Source organism: Paenibacillus sp. FSL H8-0122 (assembly GCF_038005345.1).
Classification (GTDB): Bacteria; Bacillota; Bacilli; order Paenibacillales; family Paenibacillaceae; genus Paenibacillus_AQ.
In genome coordinates, this window is sequence record NZ_JBBOTB010000001.1 from 1,781,964 (window position 1) to 1,808,633 (window position 26,670).

The 26,670-nt window shown below is 54.8% G+C and carries 25 protein-coding genes; 22 read left to right on the forward strand and 3 right to left on the reverse strand.

Going from position 1 to position 26,670, the window contains the following annotated elements; genetic code table 11:
• The first annotated feature begins 22 nt into the window (after positions 1 to 22).
• The 11 genes from spoIIM (at position 23) to NSS64_RS07670 (ending at position 10,053) form a co-directional block, all read left to right on the forward strand.
• Entirely contained in the window at positions 23 to 658 is a 636-nt protein-coding gene (gene spoIIM / locus NSS64_RS07620; RefSeq protein ID WP_339249478.1) for a stage II sporulation protein M, read from the forward strand.
• A 150-nt stretch (positions 659 to 808) separates the two neighbouring features.
• On the forward strand, positions 809 to 1,276 hold the full coding sequence (fur, locus tag NSS64_RS07625) for a ferric iron uptake transcriptional regulator (protein WP_036732017.1): 468 nt from the start codon (positions 809 to 811) through the stop codon (positions 1,274 to 1,276).
• Positions 1,277 to 1,431: 155 nt separating this feature from the next.
• Positions 1,432 to 1,671 carry a hypothetical protein gene (locus NSS64_RS07630; protein ID WP_341139745.1) on the forward strand — a complete coding sequence of 80 codons (240 nt, stop codon included), beginning with the start codon at positions 1,432 to 1,434 and terminating at the stop codon, positions 1,669 to 1,671.
• A 381-nt stretch (positions 1,672 to 2,052) separates the two neighbouring features.
• Entirely contained in the window at positions 2,053 to 2,286 is a 234-nt protein-coding gene (locus tag NSS64_RS07635) for a DUF4227 family protein (RefSeq protein ID WP_076086452.1), read from the forward strand.
• A gap of 140 nt (positions 2,287 to 2,426) precedes the next feature.
• Entirely contained in the window at positions 2,427 to 3,320 is an 894-nt protein-coding gene (xerD, locus tag NSS64_RS07640) for a site-specific tyrosine recombinase XerD (RefSeq protein ID WP_341139746.1), read from the forward strand.
• Positions 3,321 to 3,518: 198 nt separating this feature from the next.
• Positions 3,519 to 4,697, forward strand: coding sequence for a phosphopentomutase (deoB, locus tag NSS64_RS07645; protein ID WP_341139747.1), 1,179 nt, complete (start codon positions 3,519 to 3,521; stop codon positions 4,695 to 4,697).
• Positions 4,698 to 4,716: 19 nt separating this feature from the next.
• Positions 4,717 to 5,541, forward strand: coding sequence for a purine-nucleoside phosphorylase (locus NSS64_RS07650; RefSeq protein ID WP_341139748.1), 825 nt, complete (start codon positions 4,717 to 4,719; stop codon positions 5,539 to 5,541).
• Between the two features lie 57 nt (positions 5,542 to 5,598).
• A complete protein-coding gene (locus tag NSS64_RS07655) occupies positions 5,599 to 6,462 on the forward strand; it encodes a purine-nucleoside phosphorylase (protein ID WP_340939530.1) in 864 nt (287 codons plus the stop codon).
• Positions 6,462 to 7,793: a pyrimidine-nucleoside phosphorylase gene (locus NSS64_RS07660; protein ID WP_341139749.1), complete on the forward strand. Its 1,332-nt coding sequence runs from the start codon at positions 6,462 to 6,464 to the stop codon at positions 7,791 to 7,793. The genes NSS64_RS07655 and NSS64_RS07660 overlap by 1 nt, the downstream gene beginning before the upstream one ends.
• A 159-nt stretch (positions 7,794 to 7,952) precedes the next feature.
• Positions 7,953 to 8,360 carry a hypothetical protein gene (locus NSS64_RS07665; protein WP_341139750.1) on the forward strand — a complete coding sequence of 136 codons (408 nt, stop codon included), beginning with the start codon at positions 7,953 to 7,955 and terminating at the stop codon, positions 8,358 to 8,360.
• A 151-nt stretch (positions 8,361 to 8,511) separates the two neighbouring features.
• Positions 8,512 to 10,053, forward strand: coding sequence for a hypothetical protein (locus tag NSS64_RS07670; RefSeq protein WP_445667780.1), 1,542 nt, complete (start codon positions 8,512 to 8,514; stop codon positions 10,051 to 10,053).
• A 119-nt stretch (positions 10,054 to 10,172) separates the two neighbouring features.
• On the opposite strand, the gene NSS64_RS07675 is transcribed toward NSS64_RS07670, so the two are convergent.
• The gene (locus NSS64_RS07675; protein ID WP_341139752.1) at positions 10,173 to 11,222 is read right to left on the reverse strand and encodes a serine hydrolase domain-containing protein; all 1,050 of its coding nucleotides are present in this window, start codon (positions 11,220 to 11,222) and stop codon (positions 10,173 to 10,175) included.
• A gap of 245 nt (positions 11,223 to 11,467) precedes the next feature.
• Between NSS64_RS07675 and NSS64_RS07680 the strand changes: the two genes are divergently transcribed.
• Complete coding sequence (locus NSS64_RS07680; protein ID WP_341139753.1) at positions 11,468 to 12,418, forward strand: DUF1177 domain-containing protein; 951 nt, start codon at positions 11,468 to 11,470, stop codon at positions 12,416 to 12,418.
• 103 nt (positions 12,419 to 12,521) lie between these two features.
• Positions 12,522 to 13,160 carry an AroM family protein gene (locus tag NSS64_RS07685; protein WP_341139754.1) on the forward strand — a complete coding sequence of 213 codons (639 nt, stop codon included), beginning with the start codon at positions 12,522 to 12,524 and terminating at the stop codon, positions 13,158 to 13,160.
• A gap of 153 nt (positions 13,161 to 13,313) precedes the next feature.
• Here NSS64_RS07685 and NSS64_RS07690 read toward each other — a convergent pair whose 3' ends face one another.
• Both NSS64_RS07690 and tnpA read right to left on the reverse strand, forming a co-directional pair.
• Entirely contained in the window at positions 13,314 to 14,402 is a 1,089-nt protein-coding gene (locus NSS64_RS07690; protein WP_341139755.1) for an RNA-guided endonuclease InsQ/TnpB family protein, read from the reverse strand.
• A complete protein-coding gene (gene tnpA / locus NSS64_RS07695) occupies positions 14,374 to 14,772 on the reverse strand; it encodes an IS200/IS605 family transposase (RefSeq protein ID WP_340752970.1) in 399 nt (132 codons plus the stop codon). Before tnpA ends, NSS64_RS07690 begins: the two co-directional genes overlap by 29 nt.
• A gap of 157 nt (positions 14,773 to 14,929) precedes the next feature.
• Here tnpA and NSS64_RS07700 point away from each other — a divergent pair, with 157 nt between their 5' ends.
• The 9 genes from NSS64_RS07700 (at position 14,930) to NSS64_RS07740 (ending at position 26,638) form a co-directional block, all read left to right on the forward strand.
• Complete coding sequence (locus tag NSS64_RS07700; protein WP_341139756.1) at positions 14,930 to 15,874, forward strand: aminopeptidase; 945 nt, start codon at positions 14,930 to 14,932, stop codon at positions 15,872 to 15,874.
• A 181-nt stretch (positions 15,875 to 16,055) separates the two neighbouring features.
• The gene (locus NSS64_RS07705) at positions 16,056 to 16,712 is read left to right on the forward strand and encodes an aspartate/glutamate racemase family protein (protein WP_341139757.1); all 657 of its coding nucleotides are present in this window, start codon (positions 16,056 to 16,058) and stop codon (positions 16,710 to 16,712) included.
• 894 nt (positions 16,713 to 17,606) lie between these two features.
• Positions 17,607 to 19,133 carry a PucR family transcriptional regulator gene (locus NSS64_RS07710; protein ID WP_341139758.1) on the forward strand — a complete coding sequence of 509 codons (1,527 nt, stop codon included), beginning with the start codon at positions 17,607 to 17,609 and terminating at the stop codon, positions 19,131 to 19,133.
• A 241-nt stretch (positions 19,134 to 19,374) separates the two neighbouring features.
• Positions 19,375 to 20,385: an ABC transporter permease gene (locus NSS64_RS07715; protein WP_341139759.1), complete on the forward strand. Its 1,011-nt coding sequence runs from the start codon at positions 19,375 to 19,377 to the stop codon at positions 20,383 to 20,385.
• Between the two features lie 30 nt (positions 20,386 to 20,415).
• Positions 20,416 to 21,312, forward strand: coding sequence for an ABC transporter permease (locus NSS64_RS07720; RefSeq protein WP_036698280.1), 897 nt, complete (start codon positions 20,416 to 20,418; stop codon positions 21,310 to 21,312).
• A gap of 145 nt (positions 21,313 to 21,457) precedes the next feature.
• Positions 21,458 to 23,062, forward strand: a complete 1,605-nt coding sequence (locus NSS64_RS07725) for an ABC transporter substrate-binding protein (RefSeq protein WP_341139760.1) — start codon at positions 21,458 to 21,460, stop codon at positions 23,060 to 23,062.
• Positions 23,063 to 23,170: 108 nt separating this feature from the next.
• Positions 23,171 to 24,454, forward strand: coding sequence for a M20 family metallopeptidase (locus NSS64_RS07730; RefSeq protein WP_341139761.1), 1,284 nt, complete (start codon positions 23,171 to 23,173; stop codon positions 24,452 to 24,454).
• Positions 24,455 to 24,701: 247 nt separating this feature from the next.
• A complete protein-coding gene (locus NSS64_RS07735; protein ID WP_341139762.1) occupies positions 24,702 to 25,679 on the forward strand; it encodes an ABC transporter ATP-binding protein in 978 nt (325 codons plus the stop codon).
• Entirely contained in the window at positions 25,676 to 26,638 is a 963-nt protein-coding gene (locus tag NSS64_RS07740) for an ABC transporter ATP-binding protein (protein ID WP_340939548.1), read from the forward strand. The genes NSS64_RS07735 and NSS64_RS07740 overlap by 4 nt, the downstream gene beginning before the upstream one ends.
• The last annotated feature ends 32 nt before the right edge of the window (positions 26,639 to 26,670 follow it).

Here is a 26,670-nt window from a genome sequence, read left to right on the forward strand (position 1 = left end):
GACCGGAAAGGGGAATGTCAGGGTGCGCAGTTTAAAGCTGATGGTGAAGGAACAGACGCCTCTTTATATTTTTGTCGCGGTATTATTTCTGGTCGGGGTGGTCTTCGGAGCGCTTATCGTCACTGCGCTTACGCTGGATCAGCAGCAGGAGCTGGGCGATTACTTAAGCAATTTCTTCGTGACGGTCGATCAGCAGGGACTGCCTGCCGCGCAGGATTCATACTGGAGCATCGCCGCCTTTCATCTGAAGTGGGTTGGCCTGATCTGGGTGCTCGGCTTGTCCGTGATCGGACTTCCGGGAATTCTGATTCTGGATTTCCTCAAAGGCGTGCTGATCGGCTTCACCGTCGGCACGCTCGTCAGCCAATATTCCTGGCACGGCATGCTGTTTGCCCTGGTCTCCGTCGCTCCGCATAATCTGGTGCTGATTCCGGTGCTGCTGGTATGCAGTGCGGCGGCTCTCGGTTTCTCTCTGCTAATGATCCGCAGCCGGGTGCTGGGACAGCAGCGCCGCACGCAGGTGACTCATCCGTTCATGATGTATACGCTGCTCTCGCTGGGGATGGCGCTGCTGGTGATGGGAATCTCGGGCTTCGAGGCTTGGGTGACACCGGTGATGATGCGCTGGGTGACGCCTCTTCTGGTGTCAGCCGGATGAGGAAGAATTTTCAAATATGGAGGATCTGTGAATGAATGGGCCAGCCCTGTCGAGATGCTAAAACCGTTTGACTTCTTAAAGGAAATCCCCCTATAATGGAAGAAGTGGCTTGAAGCCCGGTGTGGTAATTTTCCAAGGGGGAGGCAGACAATGGAAGCCCGAATAGACAAGATTAAGCAACAACTACAATCCCAAGGATACAAGCTTACACCTCAACGGGAAGCGACCTTAAGAGTTCTCCTGGAGAACGAGGATGATCATTTAAGTGCGGAAGATGTATTCATGCTTGTGAAAGAAAAGGCGCCCGAGATCGGTCTTGCCACCGTGTATCGTACCCTGGAACTGCTTAGCGAGCTTCATGTCGTGGAGAAGATCAATTTCGGAGACGGTGTGGCCCGCTATGATCTGCGTACGGATACGGCGAAGCATCATCATCATCATTTGATTTGTGTGCAGTGCGGAAGTATGGATGAGATTCGTGAGGATTGGCTCGGACCGCTGGAAGAGCGGCTGGAGCAGGAATACAACTTCACGGTGGTTGATCATAGACTTGATTTTCACGGAATATGCCACCGCTGCAAGGATAAGAACCCGGCAGAGGATAATACTCCCGAATAAGCGTATATAGAACGTGGACTTAAGAATGCTTCATTGCGAAATTCCTAAGCTCATCTTCAAATGAGGAATGACCGCGCAAGCTCTCCCCCGGCTGAATGGCTGGAGGGGAGCTTTTTGATTGCCTGGAGAGCAAGGATAGTGGGCTGTAGAGCGGGATGAAAGGGATAAATCCCTTTGAATTGGCTGAAAGTGAGCTGGATGAGGAAAAGAAAGGGATAAATCCCTTTGAATTGGATGAAAGTGGACAGGACGAGGAAAAGAAAGGGATAAATCCCTTTGAATTCGCTGAAAGTGGGCTGGATGAGGAAATGAAAGGGATAAATCCCACTAAATTCACTAAAAGTGTGCTGGACGGGCAGTTGAAGGAGAGTAATGAAGAGCACAAGTACCCCTGAATTCAGCCAAAGTCGGCTAAACGGGCAAATGAAGAGCACAAGTGCACCTGAATCCAGTCCAAGTACGCTATATTGAGCAAATGAAGAGCATTAGTGCACCTGATTTTGGCAAACGTGGACTAAACAGGGGAATAAGGTGTAAAAGTGCACCTGATTTCGGCAGAGCCGTCTCAGTGAGAGCGGCCAGGGAGCCAAATATTACTTAACATACATAACACGGCCCTCCGGCGCATAAAGTGAAGGACGAGTTCTGCTCACATTCCTTCTGCCCGCATTCTTTCTACCCGCCGCACTTGCGTGCGCTTACCCAAGTGCAGCAGAAGGGGAGCATATGCAGGATGATGATGCAGATGCTGATATCATTTTGAGGAGGCTGCCTGGATGATTATTTCTCTGCCCCGCACGGTGCGCCGGCTGTATTTCATGACGATGCTTGTGGCGGTAAGCTGTGTGCTGTATTATGTTTTGAGCTGGGTCAGCGCATGGATCAGCCCGGCCCGCAATGTTGAGATTCCGGAAGGAACCGCCGTCCGGGCGTTTCAGGATGTCCAGTATGGGGAACAGGGGATAAGTGCGGGGGATCGCCTGCGCCTTTTTTACTGGTACGGGGAGTAACGGGCCGGATTGCAGGATTAAGGGAGAAGTATGTCGAATCAATCTATAGCATGTCATGGAACAACGCTGTTCCGGCTGCTGGATCTCAACCTGCTGCGAAGCCGCATGAAGCAGCCTGAGTCTGACAGGAGCGTGAATTGATGAAGTCATACTTACAGCCGTTTATGCAGTATTTGTCCGGGGACAAAGGATTGTCTCCTAGTACGCTGGAATCCTATGGACGGGATATTTCGCAGTTTCTGGAGTTTACGGAAGAGCGGGGCCTGGACGCGGCCGAAGATATTAGAAGAACGCATATTATGCTCTATCTGGGTGCCCTGCGCGGAGCAGGGAAGGCAGCAGCCACGGTGAACCGGAATACGGTATCGCTGCGCGCCTATTTTCATTTTTTGCTGAAGGAACGGCTGATTGTCCAAGATCCTACGCTGGATATGGAAGCCATTAAGCCGAGTCACAAGCCGCCGGTCATTCTCAGCATTGCGGAGATCGAGCGTCTGCTGGCGGCTCCGGATGAAGCTGCTCCCCAGGGGATGCGCGATAAGGCTATGCTGGAGCTGCTGTATGCGACGGGTATCCGTGTGACGGAGCTGATCTCGATGAATGTGGAGGATGTGAACACATCCTTGCGGTTCGCACGCTGCAGCGGCGCCTCCGGCAAGGAGCGTGTGGTCCCGATCGGCGTGATTGCGGCTGATTGCGTAGCCCGTTATACCTCGGGGATGAGGGACAAGCTGCTGCGTGCGAGTCGGGAGGAGCCTGCGCTGTTCCTGAATAGTCTGGGCGGACGGCTGACCCGTCAGGGCTTTTGGAAAATCATCAAAAAATACGCGCGTGAAGCTCAGATTGAGCAGGACATCACACCGCATACTCTGCGCCACTCCTTCGCTGCGCATCTGCTTGAAGGCGGGGCGGACCTGCGCTCTGTGCAGCAGATGCTGGGCCATTCCGATAGTTCGACCACTCAGATCTACAGCGGAATTGCCCGCAAGAATATGAAGGAGGTCTACGAGAATCATCATCCCCGGGCGAAATAGCCGGCTGTACAGGGATGAGGGACCTTAGGAATACGGGCGGGCGGATCGGATTAGGCCGAAAAGATGCTTTTTGTGAGTAAGAAAGTTATGATGGAATCATACTGAAGAAATCGCTCCCGGGAGAGGTTCTCCCGGAGTTTCTTCATGCTTAGAGCAGACGAGAAGATTATGCAAACTATAAAAGGAGTGAAGACGGCAATGTCCTCATTTAAACGCATCGGATTTATTGTTCTGGACAGTGTAGGTATCGGTGAAGCGCCGGATGCCGCTAATTTCGGAGATACAGGCTCCCATACGCTGGGCCATATTCTGGAACGGGTTCCGGGTCTTAAGCTTCCGAATCTGCAGCAGCTCGGGCTGGCGAATATTGCCCCGCTGCCGCCGCTTGAACCGGTAACGGCCCCTACAGCCTACTACGGCAAAATGCAGGAGGTATCCGTAGGCAAGGACACCATGACCGGCCACTGGGAGCTGATGGGACTGAAGATCGAGGTTCCTTTTAACACCTATTTCGACGGCTTCCCTGCGGAGCTGATCGAGAAATTCGAGGCGGCTACCGGACGCAAGGTCATCGGTAACAAGCCGGCCTCCGGCACGGAGATTCTTGTGGAATACGGCGAGGAGCAGATGAAGACGGGCGCATGGATTGTCTATACTTCGGCGGACAGCGTGTTCCAGCTTGCAGCGCATGAAGATATCATCCCTCTGGAGGAGCTGTACAGCGCTTGTAAAATCGCCCGTGAGCTGACGATGGCTCCCGAGTTCTCCGTAGGCCGCGTGATTGCCCGCCCTTATGTGGGCGAGCCGGGCAACTTCGTGCGCACACCTAACCGCCATGATTATGCGGTGAAGCCGCCCGAGCCGACGGTGATGAATGCACTGGAGGATATCGGCAAGGATGTGATTGCTGTGGGTAAGATCAATGATATTTTTACCGGCGAAGGGGTAACCGCAACCTATCCGACCAAAAGCAATGAACACGGCATCCAGATTACGATCGACGAGTTGCGCAAACCGTTCAATGGATTCCTGTTCACCAATCTGGTGGACTTCGATTCCCTCTACGGCCACCGCCGTGATCCGGAAGGCTACGGCCGCGCGCTGGAGGTATTCGATCAGGCGTTGCCTGAGCTGCTCAGTACGCTCGGTGAGGATGATCTGCTAATCATCTCCGCAGACCATGGCAATGACCCGATCCATGCCGGAACGGACCACACGCGCGAGTATGTGCCGCTCCTGGTCTACAGCCCGCGATTCAAGACTCCAGGCAGTCTGGGCATCCGCCAGACCTTCTCGGATGTGGCCGCCACAATCGCCGATAACTTCGGGGCGAAGGCGCCGCAGTACGGGACAAGCTTTTTGTCTCAACTAATCTAATTCTGGAGGAAACCAAACCATGACCAATGTGACTCTTAACCATATTCAAGAAGCAGCCGTATATATCAAAGATAAATGCACCGTCGCCCCCGAAATCGGGCTGATCCTAGGCTCCGGCCTCGGCGTTCTGGCGGATCTGATCACAGATGAAGTCGTTATTCCTTATCATGAGATTCCTCATTTCCCGGTGTCCACGGTAGAAGGACATGAAGGCGAGCTGCTGATCGGCATCATCGAAGGCCGCCGCGTGGTCATGATGAAGGGCCGCTTCCACATGTATGAAGGCTACGGCCCTGAGGTTACAGCCTTCCCGGTACGGGTGATGAAGGAGCTGGGCGTAACCAGCCTGCTGGTCACCAACGCAGCCGGTGGCGTCAATACGGAATACACACCGGGGGATCTCATGCTGATCACGGATCATCTGAATCTGACCGGCCGCAATCCGCTGAGCGGACCGAATGACAATGCGCTGGGCGTAAGGTTCCCGGATATGTCCTCGGCGTACAGCCCGCGTCTGATTGCAGCTGCCAAGGAAGCTGCCGCCGCACTGAATTTTGAGTTCAAGGAAGGCGTATATGCGGGTCTGCTCGGACCGAACTATGAGACGCCTGCTGAGATCGTGATGCTGCGCCGCCAGGGAGCAGATGCCGTAGGCATGTCCACCGTATCCGAGACCATCGTTGCCCGTCATGCCGGAATTGAAGTGCTGGGCATTTCCTGTATCACCAACATGGCAGCCGGTATTCTTCCACAGCCGCTGAATCATGCAGAGGTGATGGAGACCGCTGAGCGTGTGCGCGAGCAGTTCCTGAAGCTTGTGCTTGCTTTTATTCCCAAAATGTAGGTACTGCTTCACATACGCGTTAATCTATACACAATCCATATCCGGGAGGATCAATCGATGACAACACCAACAACAGTCCCATACGGCACTCAGGTTCAGGAAGCTGCTGCATATATTCAATCCAAATTCGGCGGTTATACACCGGCAATCGGCCTTATTCTGGGTTCAGGTCTTGGCGACCTGGGCGATCAGATCGAAGATGCAGTCTACCTGCCTTATGAAGAAATTCCGCATTTCCCCCATTCAACGGTAGAAGGCCATGCCGGAAGATTCGTGATCGGTAAGCTGGAAGGCAAGGATGTTATGATCATGCAGGGCCGTTTTCACTACTATGAAGGTTATGAGATGCGCAAGGTAGTTCTTCCGGTCTATGTAATGGCTAAGCTGGGCATCGGCACCCTTGTTATTACCAACGCAGGCGGCGGGATGAACAGAGCGTTCAAGGCAGGCGACCTGATGCTGATTACCGACCACCTCAATATGACCGGCGACAACCCGCTGATCGGACCGAATGATCCGGAGCTGGGCGTAAGGTTCCCTGATATGTCCAGTGCCTATGACCCTGAATATATTGCATTGGCGAAGAAGCTTGCAGGGGGCGTTACAGGTGTGGACGGTGAAGCGCTTGTCCTGCAGGAAGGCGTATATGCCGGCATCAGCGGCCCTACTTATGAGACCCCGGCTGAGCTGAAAATGCTGGCCTATCTCGGCGGCGATGCCGTGGGAATGTCCACCGTGCCGGAGGTTATCGTGGCCAGTCACAGCAAGCTGCGCGTGCTCGGCATTACCTGTATCACCGACATGGCGATTGGCGATGAGCTGGAGCCGCTCACCCATGAGCAGGTGGTCAAAGTGGCGAACCTGACCAAGCCTAAATTCATCGGACTGGTGCGCGCCTTCGTCCGTGAGGTACAGATCTGATGCGTGCTGTTGATCTTATTCAGAAAAAAAGAGACGGCGGTGAGCTTAGCCGCGAAGAAATAGCGTTCCTGATCCAAGGCTACAGTAAAGGGGAAATCCCGGATTATCAGATCTCTGCCTGGGCAATGGCCGTGTATTTCCGCGGAATGAACGCGCGGGAGACCGGCGACCTGACCCTGGAGATGGCAATGTCCGGCGACCAGGTGGACCTTAGCCCGATTGCGGGCATCAAGGTGGACAAGCATTCTACCGGAGGCGTGGGTGATAAGACGACGGTGGTGCTTGCACCGCTGGTCGCAGCGGCCGGAGTTCCGGTAGCCAAAATGTCCGGGCGCGGCCTCGGCCACACCGGAGGCACACTGGACAAGCTGGAGTCGATCACGGGATTCTCGGTGGAGATGGACCGGGAACGGTTCTTCGCCCAAGTGGGCGAGATCGGTGCGGCGGTGATTGGCCAGTCCGGCAACATCACGCCGGCGGACAAGAAGCTGTATGCCCTGCGTGATGTGACGGCCACGGTGGAATCGATCCCGCTGATTGCCAGCTCCGTCATGAGCAAGAAGATCGCCGCAGGCGCGGACGCCATCGTGCTGGATGTGAAGACCGGCAGCGGCGCATTCATGAAGACGCTGGACGATTCCATCGCGCTGGCCCAGGCCATGGTGGATATCGGCACTCACCTTGGCCGCAACACGGTAGCGGTCATCAGCGATATGGACCAGCCGCTGGGCTTCGGTATCGGCAATGCCCTGGAGATCAAAGAGGGTATCGAAACCTTGAACGGTCACGGGCCGAAGGATCTGCAGGAGGTCTGCCTGATCCTGGGCAGCCAGATGCTGGTGCTCGGCGGCAAGGCGAAGGATGAGGAAGAAGCGCGCTCTATGCTACTGTCCCATATCGAAGACGGCAGCGCCCTCGCTAAGTTCAAGCAGATGGTGTCAGCCCAGGGCGGCGATGTCTCGCAGATTGATTCGCCTGATACCCTTCCTGCTGCCCGCAGATTCATTGAAGTGAAGGCGGCAACCGCAGGCTATATGGAGAGCATCCAGGCCGAAGAGATCGGTGTGGCCGCGATGCTGCTCGGTGCCGGACGCGAGACGAAGGAGTCCGTGATCGATCTGGCGGTCGGCATTCAGCTCTCGCTGAAGGTCGGCGACGCCGTGGCCGCAGGCGATACGCTGGCAGTGCTCCACGTGAACGATGCCGGCGAAGGCAAGGTGAAGGAGGCCGAAGCCAAAGTGCTGGAGGCTTACCGCATCTCCGCCCAGCCAGTTCCGCCGCAGCCGCTGGTTTTTGCGCTGGTGACCAAGGACGGGGTAACGCGTTACTAGCTGGAAACGGAGTATTACGCTGGAATCCTGTTAATACAAACAAGCCGTACGAATCAGCAGATTGCTGGCGTACGGCTTGTTTTATTTTTGATTAGGGAAATTATGATTTACGTCCGATGGGGATAAGTAGTGCATAAAGTTGGGGGGAGGTCCGAACACATGAACAGCGCGTGGTCATCTGGGCCGGATGTGGTCGAAAAACCGACCACATTCAGTGCGGCGGATGCGTGTGGGCCGGATATGGTCGAAAAACCGACTACATTTGGTGCGGCGGAGTCGTGTGGGCCGGATATGGTCGAAAAACCGACCACATTTGGTGCGGTAGAGATGCGTGGGCCGGATATGGTCGAAAAACCGACTACATTCGGTGCGGTAGAGATGCGTGGGCCGGATATGGTCGAAAAACCGATCACAATGGGGATGCCGCAGGCATTTTGTTCTGAAGACATCCGGGTAATTCTTCCGCCTGTTCCCTACGTACCTAGTAATTCCCTTTGCATAAGCCTGAATCTCGTAACGAATGGAACCAAACTACTGATTACTAGGGTCAACAGCATACGCAGTTGAAATTGGTTTGAATAGGATAGACTACATTATATTTTATTACCGGATTCATATGGAAGGAGCCGATAGGTTCTGGATGAATCTGCAGTTCATTTAATAGAGATTGACACTTTAAGCAATGAAGTAGCTAAATTCTGGAGAAGGAGGCCGGGGAATGGCGGTATGGAATACGGGGCCTATTGAGAATAATGCTGTAAACGGCTCAAGACCAACGATATCATCGACTGTAATAATCGCCAATCAAAGTACAACCCAACCCGTGATCGTCTTAACACAGGGTTACAATCTCAGTGGGATGAGATCATTGTTTATCTTAAGCCAGGATGAGATTTTACCCAATACGGTGATTTCAAGAGATTATTACAGTAATCTTAATTCCTTTGAATTTGTATTTACAATCACTGGTGGAGCTGTTGATAACACAGAAATATCTGTATGGGGAAAAGGAAGTTCAGGACAGCTAACTACCCCTCATCGCTTAGTTTCTGCAGAATTACTAGGTTATTCTGGAGGAGGTGGTGTCACAGGGTCAACAGGAGCGGCTGGTGTAACTGGAGCCACGGGGGCGACAGGTGTGACGGGAGGAACGGGAATCACCGGGGCGACAGGAGTTACGGGGGCAACGGGTGAGACCGGAACCACAGGTGTGACGGGAACTACAGGAGCTACAGGAGCTACCGGAGCAACGGGAGCAACCGGGGCAACTGGAGTTACGGGGGCAACGGGCGAGACCGGGACCACAGGTGTGACGGGAACTACCGGAGCTACCGGAGCAACGGGAGTAACCGGGGCAACTGGAGTAACGGGGGCAACGGGCGAGACTGGGACCACAGGTGTAACGGGAGTTACGGGAGGAACGGGAGCAACCGGGGCAACTGGAATTACAGGGGCGACGGGAGAGACCGGAATCACTGGCGCAACAGGAGTCACCGGAGCAACCGGAGTAACAGGAGTTACAGGCGTAACAGGAGTCACTGGAGCAACTGGAGCAACTGGAGCTACAGGAGCAACTGGTGTAACAGGAACAACAGGAGTAACAGGAGTAACAGGAGCGACAGGTGTAACGGGAGCGACAGGTGTAACAGGAACAACGGGAATTACAGGAGCAACCGGAGTAACAGGAACGACAGGTGTAACAGGAACAACGGGAATCACAGGAGCAACCGGAGTAACAGGAGCGACAGGAGCGACAGGTGTAACGGGAGCGACAGGTGTAACCGGGGCAACGGGAATCACAGGAGCAACCGGAGTAACAGGAGTGACAGGTGTAACAGGAGCTACAGGCGCAACGGGGACACCTACTCTGGCATTTACCAACACTACAGGCTCAATAGCTATCTATCCTCCTTTGAATACAGAAGTCGTTGTTGTTTCGGTGACTCAGAACGAAGTGGTATCCCAGCGGCTGAAAATAGATTACGCTATATCATTAGAAGCGATCACTTCGTCCAACTGGTCACTTGTTGCTGAGCTTCGAATCTACCGCGATGCAACGTTGATCTCTACCAGAACACTTAACCGTAGCGGAAATGCATCGGGAACGCAACGTTTTCCGATTGCGGACACTTATGTTGATACAGCTCCTGCTACTGCTTCTGTATCCTACCAAGTTCGTGCAATTGTCACCACGGATACCAATGTAACCTCAGCAACAGTTATCAATCGAAATCTCAATATTATTACTTTCACGCCCTAATCCCACTCCACCCGGCAGATTAAAAGTAAAATAGCCTTAGCCCAGAAGCTGAGCTAAGGCTATAAGTGTATCTGAGGACAATTAAATCATACTCCGTAACTTCTAAACGGAACATACCGCTACCCCACCGGCAGATAGCCCTCCATAGCGGACATCATCGTGTAAGCCCCGTTACTCTTGTTACAGAGAGCAGTAATCGTTAGGCCCCGTTCGGGATAGTATGCGGAGTGGAAGCTGATCCCGGGATCGTAGCCCATGATATGGTACTTTAGCACCTTTTCGCTGGGGCCGGCTTGTATCCACACGCCATAACCGTAATAGCTGTCCTTTCGCTCATAAATATGCGGTGTCAGCAGCAGAGCCGTGGTCTCTGCCTGTAACAGCTTGTGTTCAAGCAAGCCGCTCCACAGCTTATGCATATCCGCCGCCGTAACAAATGCCCCTCCGTCCCCGCCTCCGACCACCGGAATGGAGTAGATGTTGCTGGTCTTTTTCCCATTGCTGCTGTCGATGTATCCCTGAGCGGTGTGGGCCGGAAGCGCATCAAGCGCGAAGTAACCGGAATCCTTTATCCCGCAAGGCAAAAAAATATACTGTTCTACATATTCCGTGAACGGTTGCCCGCTGACAGCTTCTACGAGCATAGCAAGCATGATATATCCTGCATTGTTATAGTGAAACCGCCCGCCTGGGACGAATTTCATAGGAAGTCCAGCAAACAGCGGAAGGAAATCCGCAGGCCGCCTCAGCGTGTACATCGGGGTTTCCTTCCACAGTGCCGCGAAATCTTCCATCTCTTCTTCATCGAAGTAATCCGGTATGCCCGAGCTGTGAGTCAATAGCTGATGCACTGTGATCGCCGGATCGAACAATGGGAATTCCTGCTTCGGCAGGATGTCCAGTATTTTGGCGTCAAAAGAAAACAAACCCTGCTCTGCGAGCTGGCAGACTGCAATGGCGGTAAATAGCTTGCTGCCGGAAGCGATGGCGAAGCGGGTGTGAGCCTGGTTGAGCCGTACGTCCCCGATATTAGCTATCCCAAAAGCTGCCGCTGCAAGGACATGCTCCCGTTCCGTCACTTGTACGACCCCTGAGAACCCCGTCCGCCGGGCCTCTTCACTGATAATCTGGATCAGCTTATCCTTATTAATCTGATGTGCAGGCTTCATCGTATGAAGCACCTCCTGTGTGAAAATAAGCATCAGTACCCTGTTATATTTCGCTGCTTGGGAGAATTAACCTTTATTCATTGGCGGTAAGCCGTAAGAGTGTACGCTGCGCGTAAGGTTTATCTGCAAAGGACAAGAAATGCTGTTCCAGTTTGGCAGGGCGGTACATTGTGGACATTTTGCCGGATGCGATAGTATAAATGCAAACATGACAAACATGAGCATGCATCCGGGGAGGAATTAGAATGGCACTTCAGCAAACGATTACAGTCTTGAACGCACTGGACAGCGCTTATGTTAACGGTAAGCAGGTCAAGCAGTTATTCGCAGAATATCCTGCGGTTAAGGTTGAGGTTCAGAAGGTCGAAGGGGAGAAGGGCAGCACAGAATTCGTCAAAATCACAATCCCGGGCAGCGAAGGCAAGCTTGGCGGCGGATCTGCCCCAACGTTCGGCATTGTCGGCAGACTGGGTGGTATCGGAGCGCGCCCGAGCCGGATCGGCCTGGTCTCTGATGCAGACGGTGCGGTAGCGGCGATTGCTTCTGCGCTGAAGCTGGCAGACATGCAGACCAAGGGGGATGTGCTGCTGGGGGATGTGCTGGTTACCACCCATATTTGCCCGGATGCTCCAACCCTGCCGCACGAGCCGGTGGATTTCATGGATTCTCCTGTAGATATTCTGCAGATGAATGAGCATGAAGTGCTGCCGGAGATGGAAGCGGTTCTATCGATTGATACGACCAAAGGCAACCGTGTGGTTAACCACAAAGGGATCGCCATCTCACCGACGGTTAAAGAAGGCTATATTCTGCGGGTCAGCGAAGATTTGCTGCGGATCAAGGAAATGACGACCGGACAGTACCCGGTTACTTTCCCGGTGACGACTCAGGATATTACCCCTTACGGCAACGGGCTGTATCATATCAATTCCATTCTTCAGCCTGCGGTAGCTACCTCTGCTCCGGTGGTGGGCCTCGCGATTACTGCCCAGTCTATGGTTCCGGGCTGTGGTACCGGTGCCAGCCATGAGGTGGATATTGCTCAGGCGGTGCGTTTTGCTATCGAGACGGCCAAGGAAGTAACGCAGGGGACATGCTCCTTCTACAACGAAGCAGAGTTTGCGAAGATTACCGAGCTGTACGGCTCCATGAGCGTGCTGCAGACGCTGGGTAAACCGGCAGTCACCTCTCACTAACAGGATAACAGATGTACATGTACAGTCAGGCGCTGAGCTTCCTTCAGCGCCTGCTCTGTTAGCACAGCTTGGTTTGTAACCTATAGCGTCTGGAGGGACAAGAATGAAGAATATCGGGCTGATTACGATTGGACAAGCACCCAGGCAGGATGTCGCGCCCATCATTGAGAAATATCTGGAAGGCAAGACGGGACTGGTTCAGGCTGGGGCGCTGGACGGGTTCACGGCGGAACAGGTGCGTGAATTCTATAGTCCGGGGCCGGGAGAGTATGTACTGACCACCCGCATGGCGGACGGGTCCGCTGCGGTAATCTCCCGGGAGCGGATACAGTCTGTTCTCCAAGGGAAGATTGATGCTATGGAAGCCGCTGGAATTCGGACGATCCTGCTGGCGTGCACAGGCGTTTTCCCGGGGCTGCATACGTCTGTTGCTCACCTGATTGAACCGGACCGGATCATTCCTCCGGTTGTGCAGGCGATGCTGGACGGGCGCCGTCTGGGATTGATTGGCCCTTTGCCGGAGCAGGAGGACGCAATGATTGAGAAATTTGCAGGAGCCGGAGCAAGGCTGCCATTCGCAGCGGCTTCACCTTATACGGGTACGGAAGCGGATTTTCGCGCCGCAGCAGAGCGTCTGAGCGGTCATGCGGATGTGTTAGTGCTTGACGTATGGGATATGTGGAGCAGCATAGACAGTGGGCGGCCTCCGCAGGAGTGCCCGCCGTGCTGTCCAATGCCCTGATGGGCAAGCTGGTAGCAGAAATGGTTTGAACCTCCACACCCTTAAAAGGGTGGGATTCTTAGCTAGTTAGCGGGCGCATCCGTTTCCGCTTTGCCCTACTGCTAAGTTAAGGGCGAGTTCATTCGCCCATCCTAGATCAGAGCGTATAGCTATCTAGGCTGGCAGACTGTTACCATCTGCCACAGGTTGACGCATGATGTTGATGGCACCGACCCGATCTCGATGTGCTGTATACCCGCAGTCGCACTGATACGTTCGATCCTTTGCTTTGTTCCGCTCTCCACAAGAGGGACAGGTTTGCGAGGTGTATGCCGGATTCACTTCAACCACTTGGATTCCAGCGAGTGCCGCCTTATATCCAATGAACATTTGCAACTGATAGAACGACCAATGATGCAGATTTTTAGCGTTTTTACGACTTGTTCTTGTCGTCTTACGGATATTCTTCAGCTTCTCTAGCTTGATGACAGACACCTGTTCTTGAATCGCCATATTTACGATCTGGCGGCTGATTTTGTGATTCTGATCTTTCATAAAACGACTTTCCTTGTCGTTCTGTTTGCGGATTGCGGATAGCTTTTTAAGCTTTCCTAATTTGCGGCGATAGCTATGGTACTTACGGCGAACAAACTTGTTTTGACGTCCATTTCCACAAAATTTGGTCTTTCCGCTAGAGGTTACGACAACAGCAGGTACTTTCAAGCCTAAATCAATCCCCATCACTTCATGACCATCGGCTGGCTCAGCGGGGCGCTCGATTGAAATTTGAACAAACCATTTCGCTGATTTTTGAACCACGCGCAGAAGTCCAGGCTTCCCATTTGAAAGCATGTCTCGCTCCCGATCCGGCAGAAGCACAGGAACAACAAACCGTTGTACTTTTCCATCCAGGATCACGGGGAAAGAAATGTGGTTGCCCCAAATCGTATAATTTTGATTGTTCACGTAGTACACCCTCTTTTGGAGAAGAGGCCGCTTTTTCGTTTTCTTGAACCGCTGAAATAGGCTTTTGGCGTCTCGAATCACTTGATTCTTTACGGCAGAGGGTAGATTGGCATGAATGGTTTTTGAAGTTAGTTTGGGAAACGTTCCAGACCGTTCGGCTTGCTCCGTTAATTCGTTGACGGTTCGAATGTATTCGCCCCCCATATCCACCAATACAGACGGATGGGTTGGAAAAATGCGGATTTGAATCGTTACGGTTTGCAGGGTCTCACCCCCTTGTTTTTTGTCCCTCAACATATCGTTTGATCGTTTCGCTTGAAAAGTTCCCTGCCGTACTGACCAAGTATGAACGAGTCCAGAGGGATTGCAAGTGGTTCAAGTGCTTAAATTGTTCACGGAGGCGCCGGGAAGTGATTCCTTTGAGTTTCGCCATCAGTTCTGCAGGAGAATCGGTGGGCAGTGCGTTTAGAAAAATATGCACATGATCAGGCATGACTTCCATTGCTAATAGCTGCCAATCCTGTTCGGCACATATCTCTGTAACGATTTGCTTAAACTGAATCTCGACTTGATCGACTAGCACTTTACGTCTGTATCTAGGGCAAAAAACAAAATGATAGTTAATGAAGGATACGGTTGTTTTGGTATTTCTGTAAGCTTGTCTCATACCTAGATTGTAGCATTTAAACAATTTAACTGCTACAAGAACACGCGCTCATTTAGTACAATTTTTACTACACAAGGATGTTTCTTGAACAAAGACGGTTCATCCCAACCCTAAAGGAGCGGGCTTTCTAATTACTGTAATTCGGGAGGAAATGAAGATGAGTGAAGCAAGAATTGGAATTAGCATGAATGTTCTTAAGGATTGTCTCGGGCTTGCCAGCGGAGAACTGCTGGCTGTAGTAGCCGACGATGATAAGCGTGATCTGGCCGAGTCGGTCTATGAGGCGGGCAAAAGGCTGGGAGCAGAATCAATGCTGCTGGTTATGCAGCCGCGGAGCAGATCGGGGGAGGAGCCTCCGGCTCCCGTTGCCGAAGCTATGACTAAGGCAGATGTGGCCGTATGCATCACGACCCACTCGATGACACATACGGCGGCGCGCAAGCAGGCAGCCGCAGCGGGAACCCGGGTAGCGACTATGCCGGGAATCACCGACGATATGTTCAGCAACGGGGCGATTACTGCGGATTATGGGCAGGTGAAGGCGCTGACTGAGCAGGTTGCTGCGCTGTTATCTGCTGGCAGCCGGGTGCGTGTTGAGAAGGAGGGGCTGGTTCTTAGTTTCTCTATTGACGGCCGGGAAGGTATTCTCAGTACCGGATTATACCTCAATCCGGGCGAATCAGGCAATCTGCCCTCAGGTGAAGCTTATATTGCACCCCTGGAAGGCACGGCCACCGGCCAGATTAAGGTGGACGGCTCGGTTGCAGGGATCGGTGCCTTGGACGGCCCGATGGTGCTGACCGTGGAAGATGGACGGCTGATCCATGCCGGCGGGGAGCATGGCGGCAAGCTGCTGGACATGCTTGGCGATGGCGATGGCAGGCTGCTGGGCGAATTCGGCATCGGGACCAACAACAAGGCCAGAATTACAGGTGTCGTGCTGGAGGATGAGAAGGTCTACGGGACAATCCATGTGGCTTTTGGCAGCAATAACACGTTCGGCGGGGTCGTTGCGGCTGGCGTGCATATTGATGCTGTGGTCATGAAGCCGGATGTGTATATCGACGACAAGCTGATTATGCAGGCTGGGGAATTGCTGTAAGCGTAGTGGAAGCAGCAGAATGCAAGGTTAAATAAGCCGCACCACAGATTTGGACGGTGGGTGCAATCGCCACTGTAGTGAACCTTTGGATTTCCGGCTGCTATTGCTGTTTACGGCTGAAATAGGGTGGCTGGTTATGCTTTTGCAGCATCTAAATCATGGCGGATCAGGAGGAGATAGGATGCTTGGAATCATACGTGTCATTACATTGCAGGTGAGCTCTGCAATTCAGTTACATGGGGATCTAATTGAGCGGCGGTACGGTCTGCCGGTGATAAGCCGCTGCATCCCGGATCAGCCTCAGGGTGTGTATGATGCGCAGACAGAGGCGGAATCCATTCCGAAGATTATAAGGCTTGCCGGGGAACTGGAGCAGCAGGGATGCACGGCTATCGGCATCAGCTGTGCAGCTGACCCTGCCTTGGCAGAAGCCAGGGCAGTGGTGAATGTTCCTGTGCTGGGAGCAGGCTCCTGTGCGGCTCATATGGCCATGGCGTACAGCAGCCGGGTGGGGGTGCTGACGATTCTGGAAGAGGTGCCGCCGCTCATCTGCAGCATTCTCGGCGATGCCTACGTTGGCATGGACCGCCCCGACGGCGTGACGACCACACTGGATCTGGGCACGCCTACCGGACGGGCAGGCGCGCTGGCCGGTGCCGCCCGGCTCGTGGAGCGCGGAGCGGAAGTGCTGGTGCTGGCGTGCACAGGCTTCGCGACCATAGGGCTGGCAGCGGAGCTGGAAGAACGGCTGGGCATCCGTGCGTTCGATCCGATTCTCTGCCTCGGGGCGGCTGCTGCTGCGTCAGCCTCTGCTGCGGGAGCTGTGCATCGCATGTAGAATGGCTTTTTGTGTTGGGCAGGCTTTGCAATTTGCTAGAACTCGCGTCCTTGTAAGTGTGGGGCAGACTAAGTGTGTAGGCGATGTATGGCAAATAATGCGTGAAAATCAATGGGTGAAAACTAATGTGTGGCAAACTAATAGCTATGATCTCCTTAAAGCGCTCCTCCTGGCTCAGGCCCGGGGGACGCTTGTTTGTTTTTAGGGTAGCGAAGGAGCAATAGTGCCCCTGAACTTGGCGTATGCGGGCAATGGGAGAGAATGAGGAGCATAGCTATAGGATGGGAAATAGCCAGATGGTGTAGAGTAACTAAATGGGTTAGAGCACTTTGCCATAGGTAACATATCTGTATACATCTGCCGTCCGTAATCAAAGGGATAAATCCCTCTGAATCCGGCGAAACGTGCCCGCCGCCTGTAATCAAAGGGATAAATCCCTCTGAATCCGGCGAAACGTGCCCGCCGCCTGTAATCAAAGGGATAAATCCCTCCGAATCCGGCGAAACGTGCCCGCCGCCTGTAATCAAAGGGATAAATCCCTCTGAATCCGGCAAAACGTGCCTGCCGCCTGTAATCAAAGGGATAAATCCCTCTGAATCCGCCTCCCCTTTCACTCTCTCACCAACTTCCCATTTGTCTCCCCTATCGCGCCCCTACGCTTCTCAACCCTCCCCAGCCCCCTCCCAGCAACCGCTCCCGATCCATCCACCACCATCCAATTTCTTCCTAATGCGTTTTCACACCGAAAATATCGCCAACTGGATATGATTTTCCTGTGGCTCGGAGGGAATCTCTGATAAACTAGCGGGAACGCAAAAAGTGGCTGGCGGCATGTATGTGGCATATTTCAGGAAAAATCATGAAATACTGAAGAAAGCAGAGGGAGGCGGAAGGGTGAATACACGAGGAATTACGCTGCGGGAGCTGATGGAGCTCTCGGTTCTTGGGAAGGCGAAGGTCATTAGCGGCGAGCAGGGGCTGGACCGGGTGGTCCGGTTCGTGGATATTATGGAGGTCCCGGATCTGAAGGGCTGGATCAGCGAAGGGGTGATGCTGCTGACGACGGCCTATTCGATCCGGCATGATCCTTCACTGCTGACCGAGGTGATCTACACGCTCGACAATCTGGGCGCAGCGGCGCTGGCGATCAAGCCGGCCCGCTTCCTCAAGGAGATCCCTCAGGGAGCCATCGAGGCCAGCAATGCCTGCGGTCTGCCGATTGTGGAGATCCCGCCCGAGATTCCGTACACGGATATCACCCAGCCGGTGATGGAGCTGCTGCTGGGACGGCAGGCGATGCTGCTGCGCCGGGCGGAGGAGGTCTACCGCACGCTGACCACCATGGTGCTGGAGAACAGCGGCATTCAGGCGGTCAGCGACAGTGTGGCCGAGTTCCTTAAGGCCCCGGTGGCACTCGTGGATACGGAGCGGAAGATTATCGTATCCTCCCCGGCAGACTATGACTGGACGCAGAGCGGCTCTCCGCTTAGCTGGAACATCCATGTGGACCGCCGGACGGTCGCCCGGCTGCTCGTCGACAAGGAGCGGCTGGATGATATGGAGGAGGTGGGCATCGAGCAAGCCCGGCTTGTGTTTGCCCTTGAAATTATGCGGCGCAAGGTAGCCGAGGATACGGAATTCCGGCTGCGCGGCAACTTCATCGATGAGCTGCTGACCCCGCCGCTGCCGTCGAGGCATGAGGTGCAGCGGCGCGCCCGCCAGCTCGGGATGAACCCGGAGCACAAGTGGGAGGTGGCCGTCATCGAAGGGGAGACGGCGCCGAGCGAGGAGACGGTGAACCGGCTGCTGGAGCGGGAGGCGAAGAAGCGCGGCGTCACGCCGCACGTCGAGTACCGTTCGAGCCGGGCAGTGCTGTTCCTGCCTACGCAGGAGGGGCGCAGGTTCACGCCGGGCGGTGATGCGGAGGAGCCGTGGGAGAAGACGCTCAGCAGCTGGCTACAGGACAAGGCAGAAGGCTTAAGCAGCTACCGCTGCGGTATCGGCACCTCGGAATACCTGTGGGACATCCACACCAGCTATAACGAGGCGCGCAAAGCGCTGTCCATCTCCAGAAGACTCGGACAAGGCCCCGGCGGGATTACCCGCTACGAAGAGATGGAGGTCTATCATCTGCTGGAGGGGCTGGACGGTCCCGGATTCGGGCGGCTGTTCGAGCGCAAGCTGGGCAAGCTGCTGCAATACGACCGGGAGCATGACAGCAATATGCTGCTGACCTTCTATCATTATCTGGAGTGCCGGGGCAGTCTGATTGAGACGGCGAACAGCCTCTATATCCACCGCAACTCGGTCAAATACCGGCTGGAGCGGATTCGGGATATCACCGGCTTCGATCTGAATGATCCGCGCGAACAATTCGTCTGCCATTTGTGCCTGATTTACTATTACCTCCAGGAAAAATAGGGCGCTGTGGAAGATTTCTGGAATGTCGTGTGAGTAAATCTAACATTTATAGTCCATGATAGTGCACAACCGACAAACGGTTGTGCATTTTTTTAGCTGAACGGGACGTAGAGGGGCTGTGAAATTCTATGTAGAATTAGCTCAACACTTTAATAAGACACAGCATACACGTATTACCTGACATGAGAGCGGAATTCCGTCACAGAGGCACAGCAGTCGAAGTCGTAAGGGGGTTGATTCATTGTTTGCTTATACATTAAAAAGATTGGTGCAGATGATTCCAGCCTTGCTCGGCATTATCGTCATCACCTTCATTCTGTCGAGAGTCCTGCCGGGCGATCCTGCGATTATGCTGGCCGGAGAGCAGGCTCCGGAGGAGATTGTGAACAAGATCCGCCAGGATATGGGGCTGGACAAGCCGCTGTATATCCAGTTCTTCGCTTACATCGGGCAACTGCTGCAAGGCGATATCGGCTATGCCTATCACACCGGACATTCGGTCGCCAGCGACCTGGCCTCACGCTTCCCGGCTACGATTGAGCTGACCCTGGCCAGCATCCTGATTGCGGTTCTAATCGCCATTCCGGTAGGCATTGTGGCCGCTACCCGTAAGGAATCGCTGCTGGATCACATCTCGCGTGTATTTTCCCTGATAGGTGCTTGTGTGCCGATCTTCTGGCTCGGACTGATGTTCATCTATATCTTCTACTCCATTCTGGGCTGGGCACCGGCACCGATGGGCCGAATCAGCGGGGATCTTAACCCGCCGGTGCATATCACCGGGCTGTACGTACTGGACAGTATACTCTCCGGCGACACCGCTGCACTTAAAAGCAGCCTCGCGCATCTACTGCTTCCGGCGATCTGCCTCAGTACCGGCACGATGGCGATCATCGCCCGGATGACCCGCTCCAGCATGCTGGAGGTGGTCGATCAGGACTTCGTCCGCACCGCCCGGGCCAAGGGGCTGCGGGAATCGGCCATCATCTACAAGCACGCACTGGTCAATGCGCTGATTCCTACATTAACCGTGCTCGGACTCCAGTTCGGCTTCCTGATGGGCGGCGCGGTCATCACGGAGACCATCTTCTCCTGGCCGGGAATCGGCGGCTATGTCACCGACTCTATACTGGCAGCGGATTACGCGCCGATCCAGGCGTTCACCCTGGTCAGTGCCGTGCTCTACTGCGGAATTAACCTGGCGGTCGACCTGATCTACGGGTTCATTGACCCGAGAATCCGTTATGAATAGAACAGCTTGTGTGAGAGGAGGAGATTGCTTGTGAGCACTGCAGCACATTCAGCACAGGGCAGCCCGGCGAAGCCCGCACCGGCCAAGCCCCGGACCCTATTATCCCTGCTGCTGCACAACCGCCTGGCGGCCATCGGGCTGACCTTCATCCTGATCTGGACCGTGGTAGCCATTTTCGCCCCCTGGCTGGCTCCGCATGATCCGTTCGTCACGGATATGGCGAGCAAGCTGCAGCCGCCCTCCGGCAGCCATTGGTTTGGAACCGACAACTTCGGCCGGGATATCCTCAGCCGGGTGCTGTACGGCGCACGGATCAGCATCTGGACCGGCCTGATCGCAGTCTCGATCTCCTTCCTGATCGGGATGCCGCTGGGCGGGATTGCCGCTTACTACGGCGGCCGGACCGGAACCATCATTATGCGGGTCATGGATGTATTGCTGTCCTTCCCGTCACTGGTATTGTCGATGGCGATTGCCGCCTCGATCGGCGCCGGTCTCAGCAGCGCAATGATCGCTGTCGGCATTGTCGGCATTCCCGAATTCGCCCGGCTGATGTTCGGCCAGACGGTCTCGCTGCGGGAGAAGGAGTATATCGAAGCCAGCCGGGCCATTGGAGTGAAGGATAGAGTCATTCTGTACCGCCACATTCTGCCGAATGCCCTGGCTCCGCTAATGGTGCAGGCTACGCTCGGGATGGGCTTCGCCATCCTGACCGCGTCCAGTCTCAGCTTCCTGGGGCTTGGGGTCAGACCCCCGATTGCCGAATGGGGCGCGATGATCTCCGAAGGCCGGGAATATATCATTTCCGGGCAATGGTGGCTGGTTACTTTTCCAGGCCTCGGCATTGCCACCTCCATCTTAGGCTTCAACCTCCTCGGAGACGGCTTCCGGGATGTGCTTGACCCGCGGTTGCGTTCGGGGAAATGAGGCGGAGCAAGGGAATCCCCCAAGGCCGCCCGTCCCCGATAGAGATAGATAAATTAACGTCAGCTGGAGCGCAAGCGGCAGACAATCATCAGCAGCACAAGTAGTTGTTATGCAGGCAGGATATAGAAAAGGGAGGAATTACACGATGAAAAAAGTTAAAATGTTGTCCACACTCGTCGCTTTTTCAATCATGCTTGCCGGATGCGCCAGCAGCGCCAATCCGCAGACCCCTGCTGCTACTTCGGCAGGAACAGATACCGCAGCAGCAACGGCAGCCCCGGTCAAAAAGAACCTGACGGTGGCCTATTCCGAGGGCGGCACCACGCTCGACCCGGCGGAAGCCAATGATCTGACCTCCGATACGCTTGTGCTGGCCGCATATGATCAGCTGGTCACCTACGGCATCAAGACCGAGAATGGCGCGAGTATCGCCAATACCGAAGACATCAAGCCCATGCTCGCAGAGAGCTGGGAAGTGAATGCTGACAACACGGTGTATACGTTCAAGCTGAAATCCGGCGTGAGCTTCCAGAGCGGCAATCCGGTGGATGCCGAAGCGGTGGCGTACTCTTTTGAACGTGTGGCGAAGTCCAGCTCCGGCAGCTTCCTCTACGGCATGGCTTCAATTAAATCTGTTACGGTAAAAGACGCTTCGACCGTTGAAGTTACTCTGACGGGGGCCAATCATAATTTCCTGCAGATTCTGGCAATGTACACCTTCTCCATCGTGGACCAGAAGACGGTAGAAGCACAGGGTGCAGACTACCTGAAGACGAATGCCGCCGGTTCCGGCCCGTTCAAGCTTACGAAGTGGGACCCGGCTACCGAAGCTGTTTTCACAGCTAATGACAGCTACTGGCAGGGTGCGCCAAGCCTCGGCAAGGTAACCCTGAAGTTCACCAAGGAAGCTTCGAACCGCGTGCTGCTGCTGGGTAAAGGCGATGTAGACATGGCGATTGAGATTCCTCCGAAGGATGTGTCAACGCTTGAGACCAATAAGGCGCTGACCGTTGCTTCCAATGCAAGTAACCGGATTCTGTTCTTCGCCATGAACAACAAAGTCAAGCCGTTCGACAATGTAAAAGTCCGTCAGGCGATCAACTATGCCATTCCTTACGATCAGCTGCTGAGCGGGGTGATGTACGGCCAGGCCAAGCAGATGAAGAGTGCGGTTGCGAGCAATACGCCGGGCTTCACCGATGCAGGCTATGTGTATGAGTATAATCTGGACAAGGCCAAGGCACTGCTGAAGGAAGCTGGCTATGAGAAGGGCTTTGACTTCGACTTCACGCTCGGCTCCGGCTTCGATGACTGGGAAGATGATGCGGTCCTGATCCAGGCTGAGCTGGCCAAAATCGGAGTCAACATGAAGATCAACAAGCTGGCCCGCGCCCAGTTCCTGGAGCAGCAGAAGACCAATAATCTGACCTCTTATATCTCTAAATGGACTTCCTTCGTCAATGATCCCGGCTACCACCTCGGCTTCCTGCTGTACGGCAAGGGATCTTCCAACTACATCAACTACCAGAATGCTGAAGTAGACAAGCTGTGGGAGCAGGCGAACCTGGAGACAGATACAGCGAAGCGCACAGAGCTCTACAAGCAGGCTCAGGAGATCATCACGACAGAAGCACCTTGGGCGTATCTCTACGAGTATAACCGCATTGTAGGGATGAGCAACAAGATCAGCGGCTATGCCTTCTACCCGGATGAAGTGATCCGTTTCTATCCGCTGTCGATTACAGAATAAGCAGCTTTTACGGTAAGAGAGCGGACAAGCCATAGGCTCTGTCCCTCTTCTTGTCACAAATTCAAGCAGTCCCCCGGAGAGGGGAACACAAAGGAGAATTCGTAACCCATGACGGACTGGAAAAGCAAGGTGCTGGAGGCCATTGATGCCGGGCAGGAGGAGCTGCTTGCGCTCTGCTCTCAGCTGATCCGTTACCCTTCGGAGAATCCGCCGGGCGATTCACGGGAGATCAGCGCTTATATTATTGGTTATCTGAAAGAAGCCGGTATCGATACCGCGATCTATCCGGCCACCGAAACGATGTTCAATCTGGTGTCCACACTGGGTGCAGGAGCGGAGGAGCGCACCGGCAAAAAGCTGATTTACTGCGGACATACCGATGTCGTTCCGGCGGGAGACCGCTCGCGCTGGGATTTCGATCCCTTCTGCGGCGATATTGTGGACGGCTATCTGCTGGGCAGAGGGGCTTCGGATATGAAAGCGGGCCTGGCCGGGTTAATCTACGTTACTGCGCTGCTGTCGAAGCTGGGCGTTCCGCTGCAAGGGGATCTCTCCCTGCTGATCGTGCCAGATGAAGAGACCGGCGGTCATCTCGGGGTTCCCTGGGTGCTGGAGCGCGGCCTGATTACCGGAACCGCCGCTGTGATTGCCGAGCCTTCCGGCCCGCTGAACCCCACCATTGGGCAAAAGGGCAGCTGCTGGTTCGAATTCACCGTGGAAGGCACACCGGGTCACGGCAGCTTGTCGCCTGTGGTTGGAGACAGCGCCATTGTGAAGGCCGCCAAAGGGATTGAAGCCTTACAGCGGCTATGGGATATCAAAGTGGACATTCCCGAGGAAGTTAAGGAGATTATTCGCATCTCGCAGGATTACGTGAAGGGCAGCGAAGAAGAAGATTCCCTCGCCTATCAGGTATTCGACCATGTGACGGTCAACATCGGAACGATTCAGGGCGGAACCAAGGTGAACGTAGTGGCGGACCGCTGCACCATTCAGGTCGATTCCCGTGTACCGTTCGGGGTAGACTATCGGGATGTGCTGGACCGTGCCCGCTCCCTGCTGCTTGAAGCCGGCATTGAATCCGAGGTCAAGGGCTTCGGCTTCCAGGGCAATGCCAACTGGACCTCCAATGAGGAGCCGGTGGTCAAGGACCTGGTTGAGAGTATCTGTGAGGTGAGCGGGGAAGAAGCCTACGGTGTGCTGCAATGGGCTTCCAGCGATGCACGTCATTTCCGCACTCATAACATTCCCGTTCTGCAATACGGCCCGGCCGAGCTGTCAACCATTCATAATTTCAACGAGAAAGCTCCTGTCTGGCAGATTATCCAGTGTGCGAAGGTGTATGCCTTGACGGCGCTTAAATATCTGGGTGTAGAGGATAGAGAGAGCTAATTACACAACAAGGGAACCGATTTATATAAGAGGCACTAAAGAAATAAACAAAAAGCAAAAGAATCGGAGGGGAAATTTGGAACTGAAGGAGCGGTAGCGACCGCTTTGTCACCGGATTTCACCCGCGAACAGCGGATTGAATCAAGAAATCTGGGGATGGGCAGCGGCCGGAAGTCCAAATGTTCACCGCAGTGACGACGAAGCTTCAAGTTTTAATTTGTGCAGGGATATTTAAGGAGGGGCAATCATGACAGAACTGCTGGAAGTATCAGGGCTATGCACCGAGTTTCAGACAGCGGCGGGTACGATCCGTGCGGTGGACGGCATCAGTCTGTCAGTGCGCAAGGGAGAGACGCTGGGCATTGTCGGTGAATCCGGCTGCGGCAAAAGCATCACCTCACTCTCCATCATGCAGCTGCTGCCGAAGCGGATCAGCCGGATTGCTTCCGGCCAGATCCGCTTCGAGGGCAAGGATATGCTGGAGATGTCCATGAATGAGGTACGGAGCATCCGGGGGAACCGGATTGCGATGATTTTTCAGGAGCCGATGACCTCGCTGAATCCGGTGTTCAAGATCGGGCGCCAGATCTCCGAATCTGCCCGTTACCATCTGAAGCTGAGTAAGAAGGAAGCAGACGCCCGGGCAGTGGAGATGCTGCGCAAGGTGGGAATTCCCCGCCCCGAGAAAATTGCCCAGCAGTATGCCCACCAGCTCTCCGGCGGGATGCGGCAGCGGGTGATGATTGCGATGGCGATGATCTGTAACCCCCAATTGCTCATTGCCGATGAGCCGACGACAGCGCTGGATGTGACGATTCAGGCACAGATCCTTGATCTGATGCGGGATTTGCAAAAGAACGAGGGGATGTCAATCCTGATGATCACGCATGATCTGGGGGTCGTCGCCGAGATGTGCGACCGGGTCGTCATCATGTACGCGGGTCAGATCGTCGAGGAGACGGATGTGGCTACCCTGTACAGCCAGCCGCTGCATCCCTATACTCAAGGGCTGCTGGCTTCCCTGCCCCAGCTGGCGGGGGATGAGGACCGCCTCAGCTCGATTCCGGGCCAGGTGCCGAATCCGGCCAATCTGCCGCCCGGCTGCCGGTTCGCGCCGCGCTGTCCTGTAGCGGTGGACCGCTGCCGGGAGCAGCTCCCGGAGCTGCTTGAGGTACAGCCGGGCCACACATGCCGCTGTATCCTGCAGCAGGAGGGAGTACTATGACCACATTACTGGAAGTCCGCAATCTGAAGAAGCATTATCCGATCCGCCGGGGCTTCTTCTCTAAGCAGGTAGGTGCAGTCAAAGCCGTTGACGGCATAACCTTATCCGTAGAGCAGGGAGAGACGCTGGCTGTGGTCGGAGAATCCGGCTGCGGGAAGTCGACCACCGGACGGGCCATTCTGCGGCTGATTGAGCCGACAGAAGGCGAGATTATGTTCGGCGGCACCGATGTGCGCAGCCTGAATACCGAGCAGCTCCGCAGGTTCCGTACCGATATGCAAATGGTGTTCCAGGACCCTTACGCTTCGCTCGACCCCCGCTGGACCGTCCAGCGCATTCTGGAGGAGCCGCTCCGTACCCACGGATCAGCTCCCGCCGGAGAGCTGAAGAGCCGGGTTGAGCAGCTGATGGAGGTGGTGGGTCTGTCCCCCTATCAGGCCCACCGTTTTCCCCATGAATTCTCCGGCGGCCAGCGGCAGCGGATCGGGATTGCCCGGGCGCTTGCGCTGAACCCGAAGTTCATTGTCTGCGATGAGCCGGTGTCGGCACTTGATGTCTCCATCCAGGCCCAGGTGCTGAATCTGATGCAGGATCTGCAGGAGCAATACGGCCTCACTTATATGTTCATCTCGCATGACCTGTCAGTCGTGAAGTTCATCAGCGACCGGGTGGCCGTCATGTACCTAGGGCGGATTGTCGAGCTGGCGCCGACGAAGGCACTCTTCGCGAAGCCGCTGCATCCGTATACGCAGGCGCTGATGTCTGCCGTTCCAGTGCCGAATCCGGGCTTGAAAAAGCAGCGCATCGTCCTGACCGGGGATGTTCCGAACCCTGAGACTCCGCCCACAGGCTGTGCCTTCCACCCCCGCTGTCCGCATGCGATGGACCGCTGCAAGTCGGAAGCGCCGGTGCTGCGGGAGCTGGATTCAGGCCATCAGACGGCCTGTCATTTGTATTAAGCAGAGGGGCAGTGTGAGGAGGGGCCATCCGG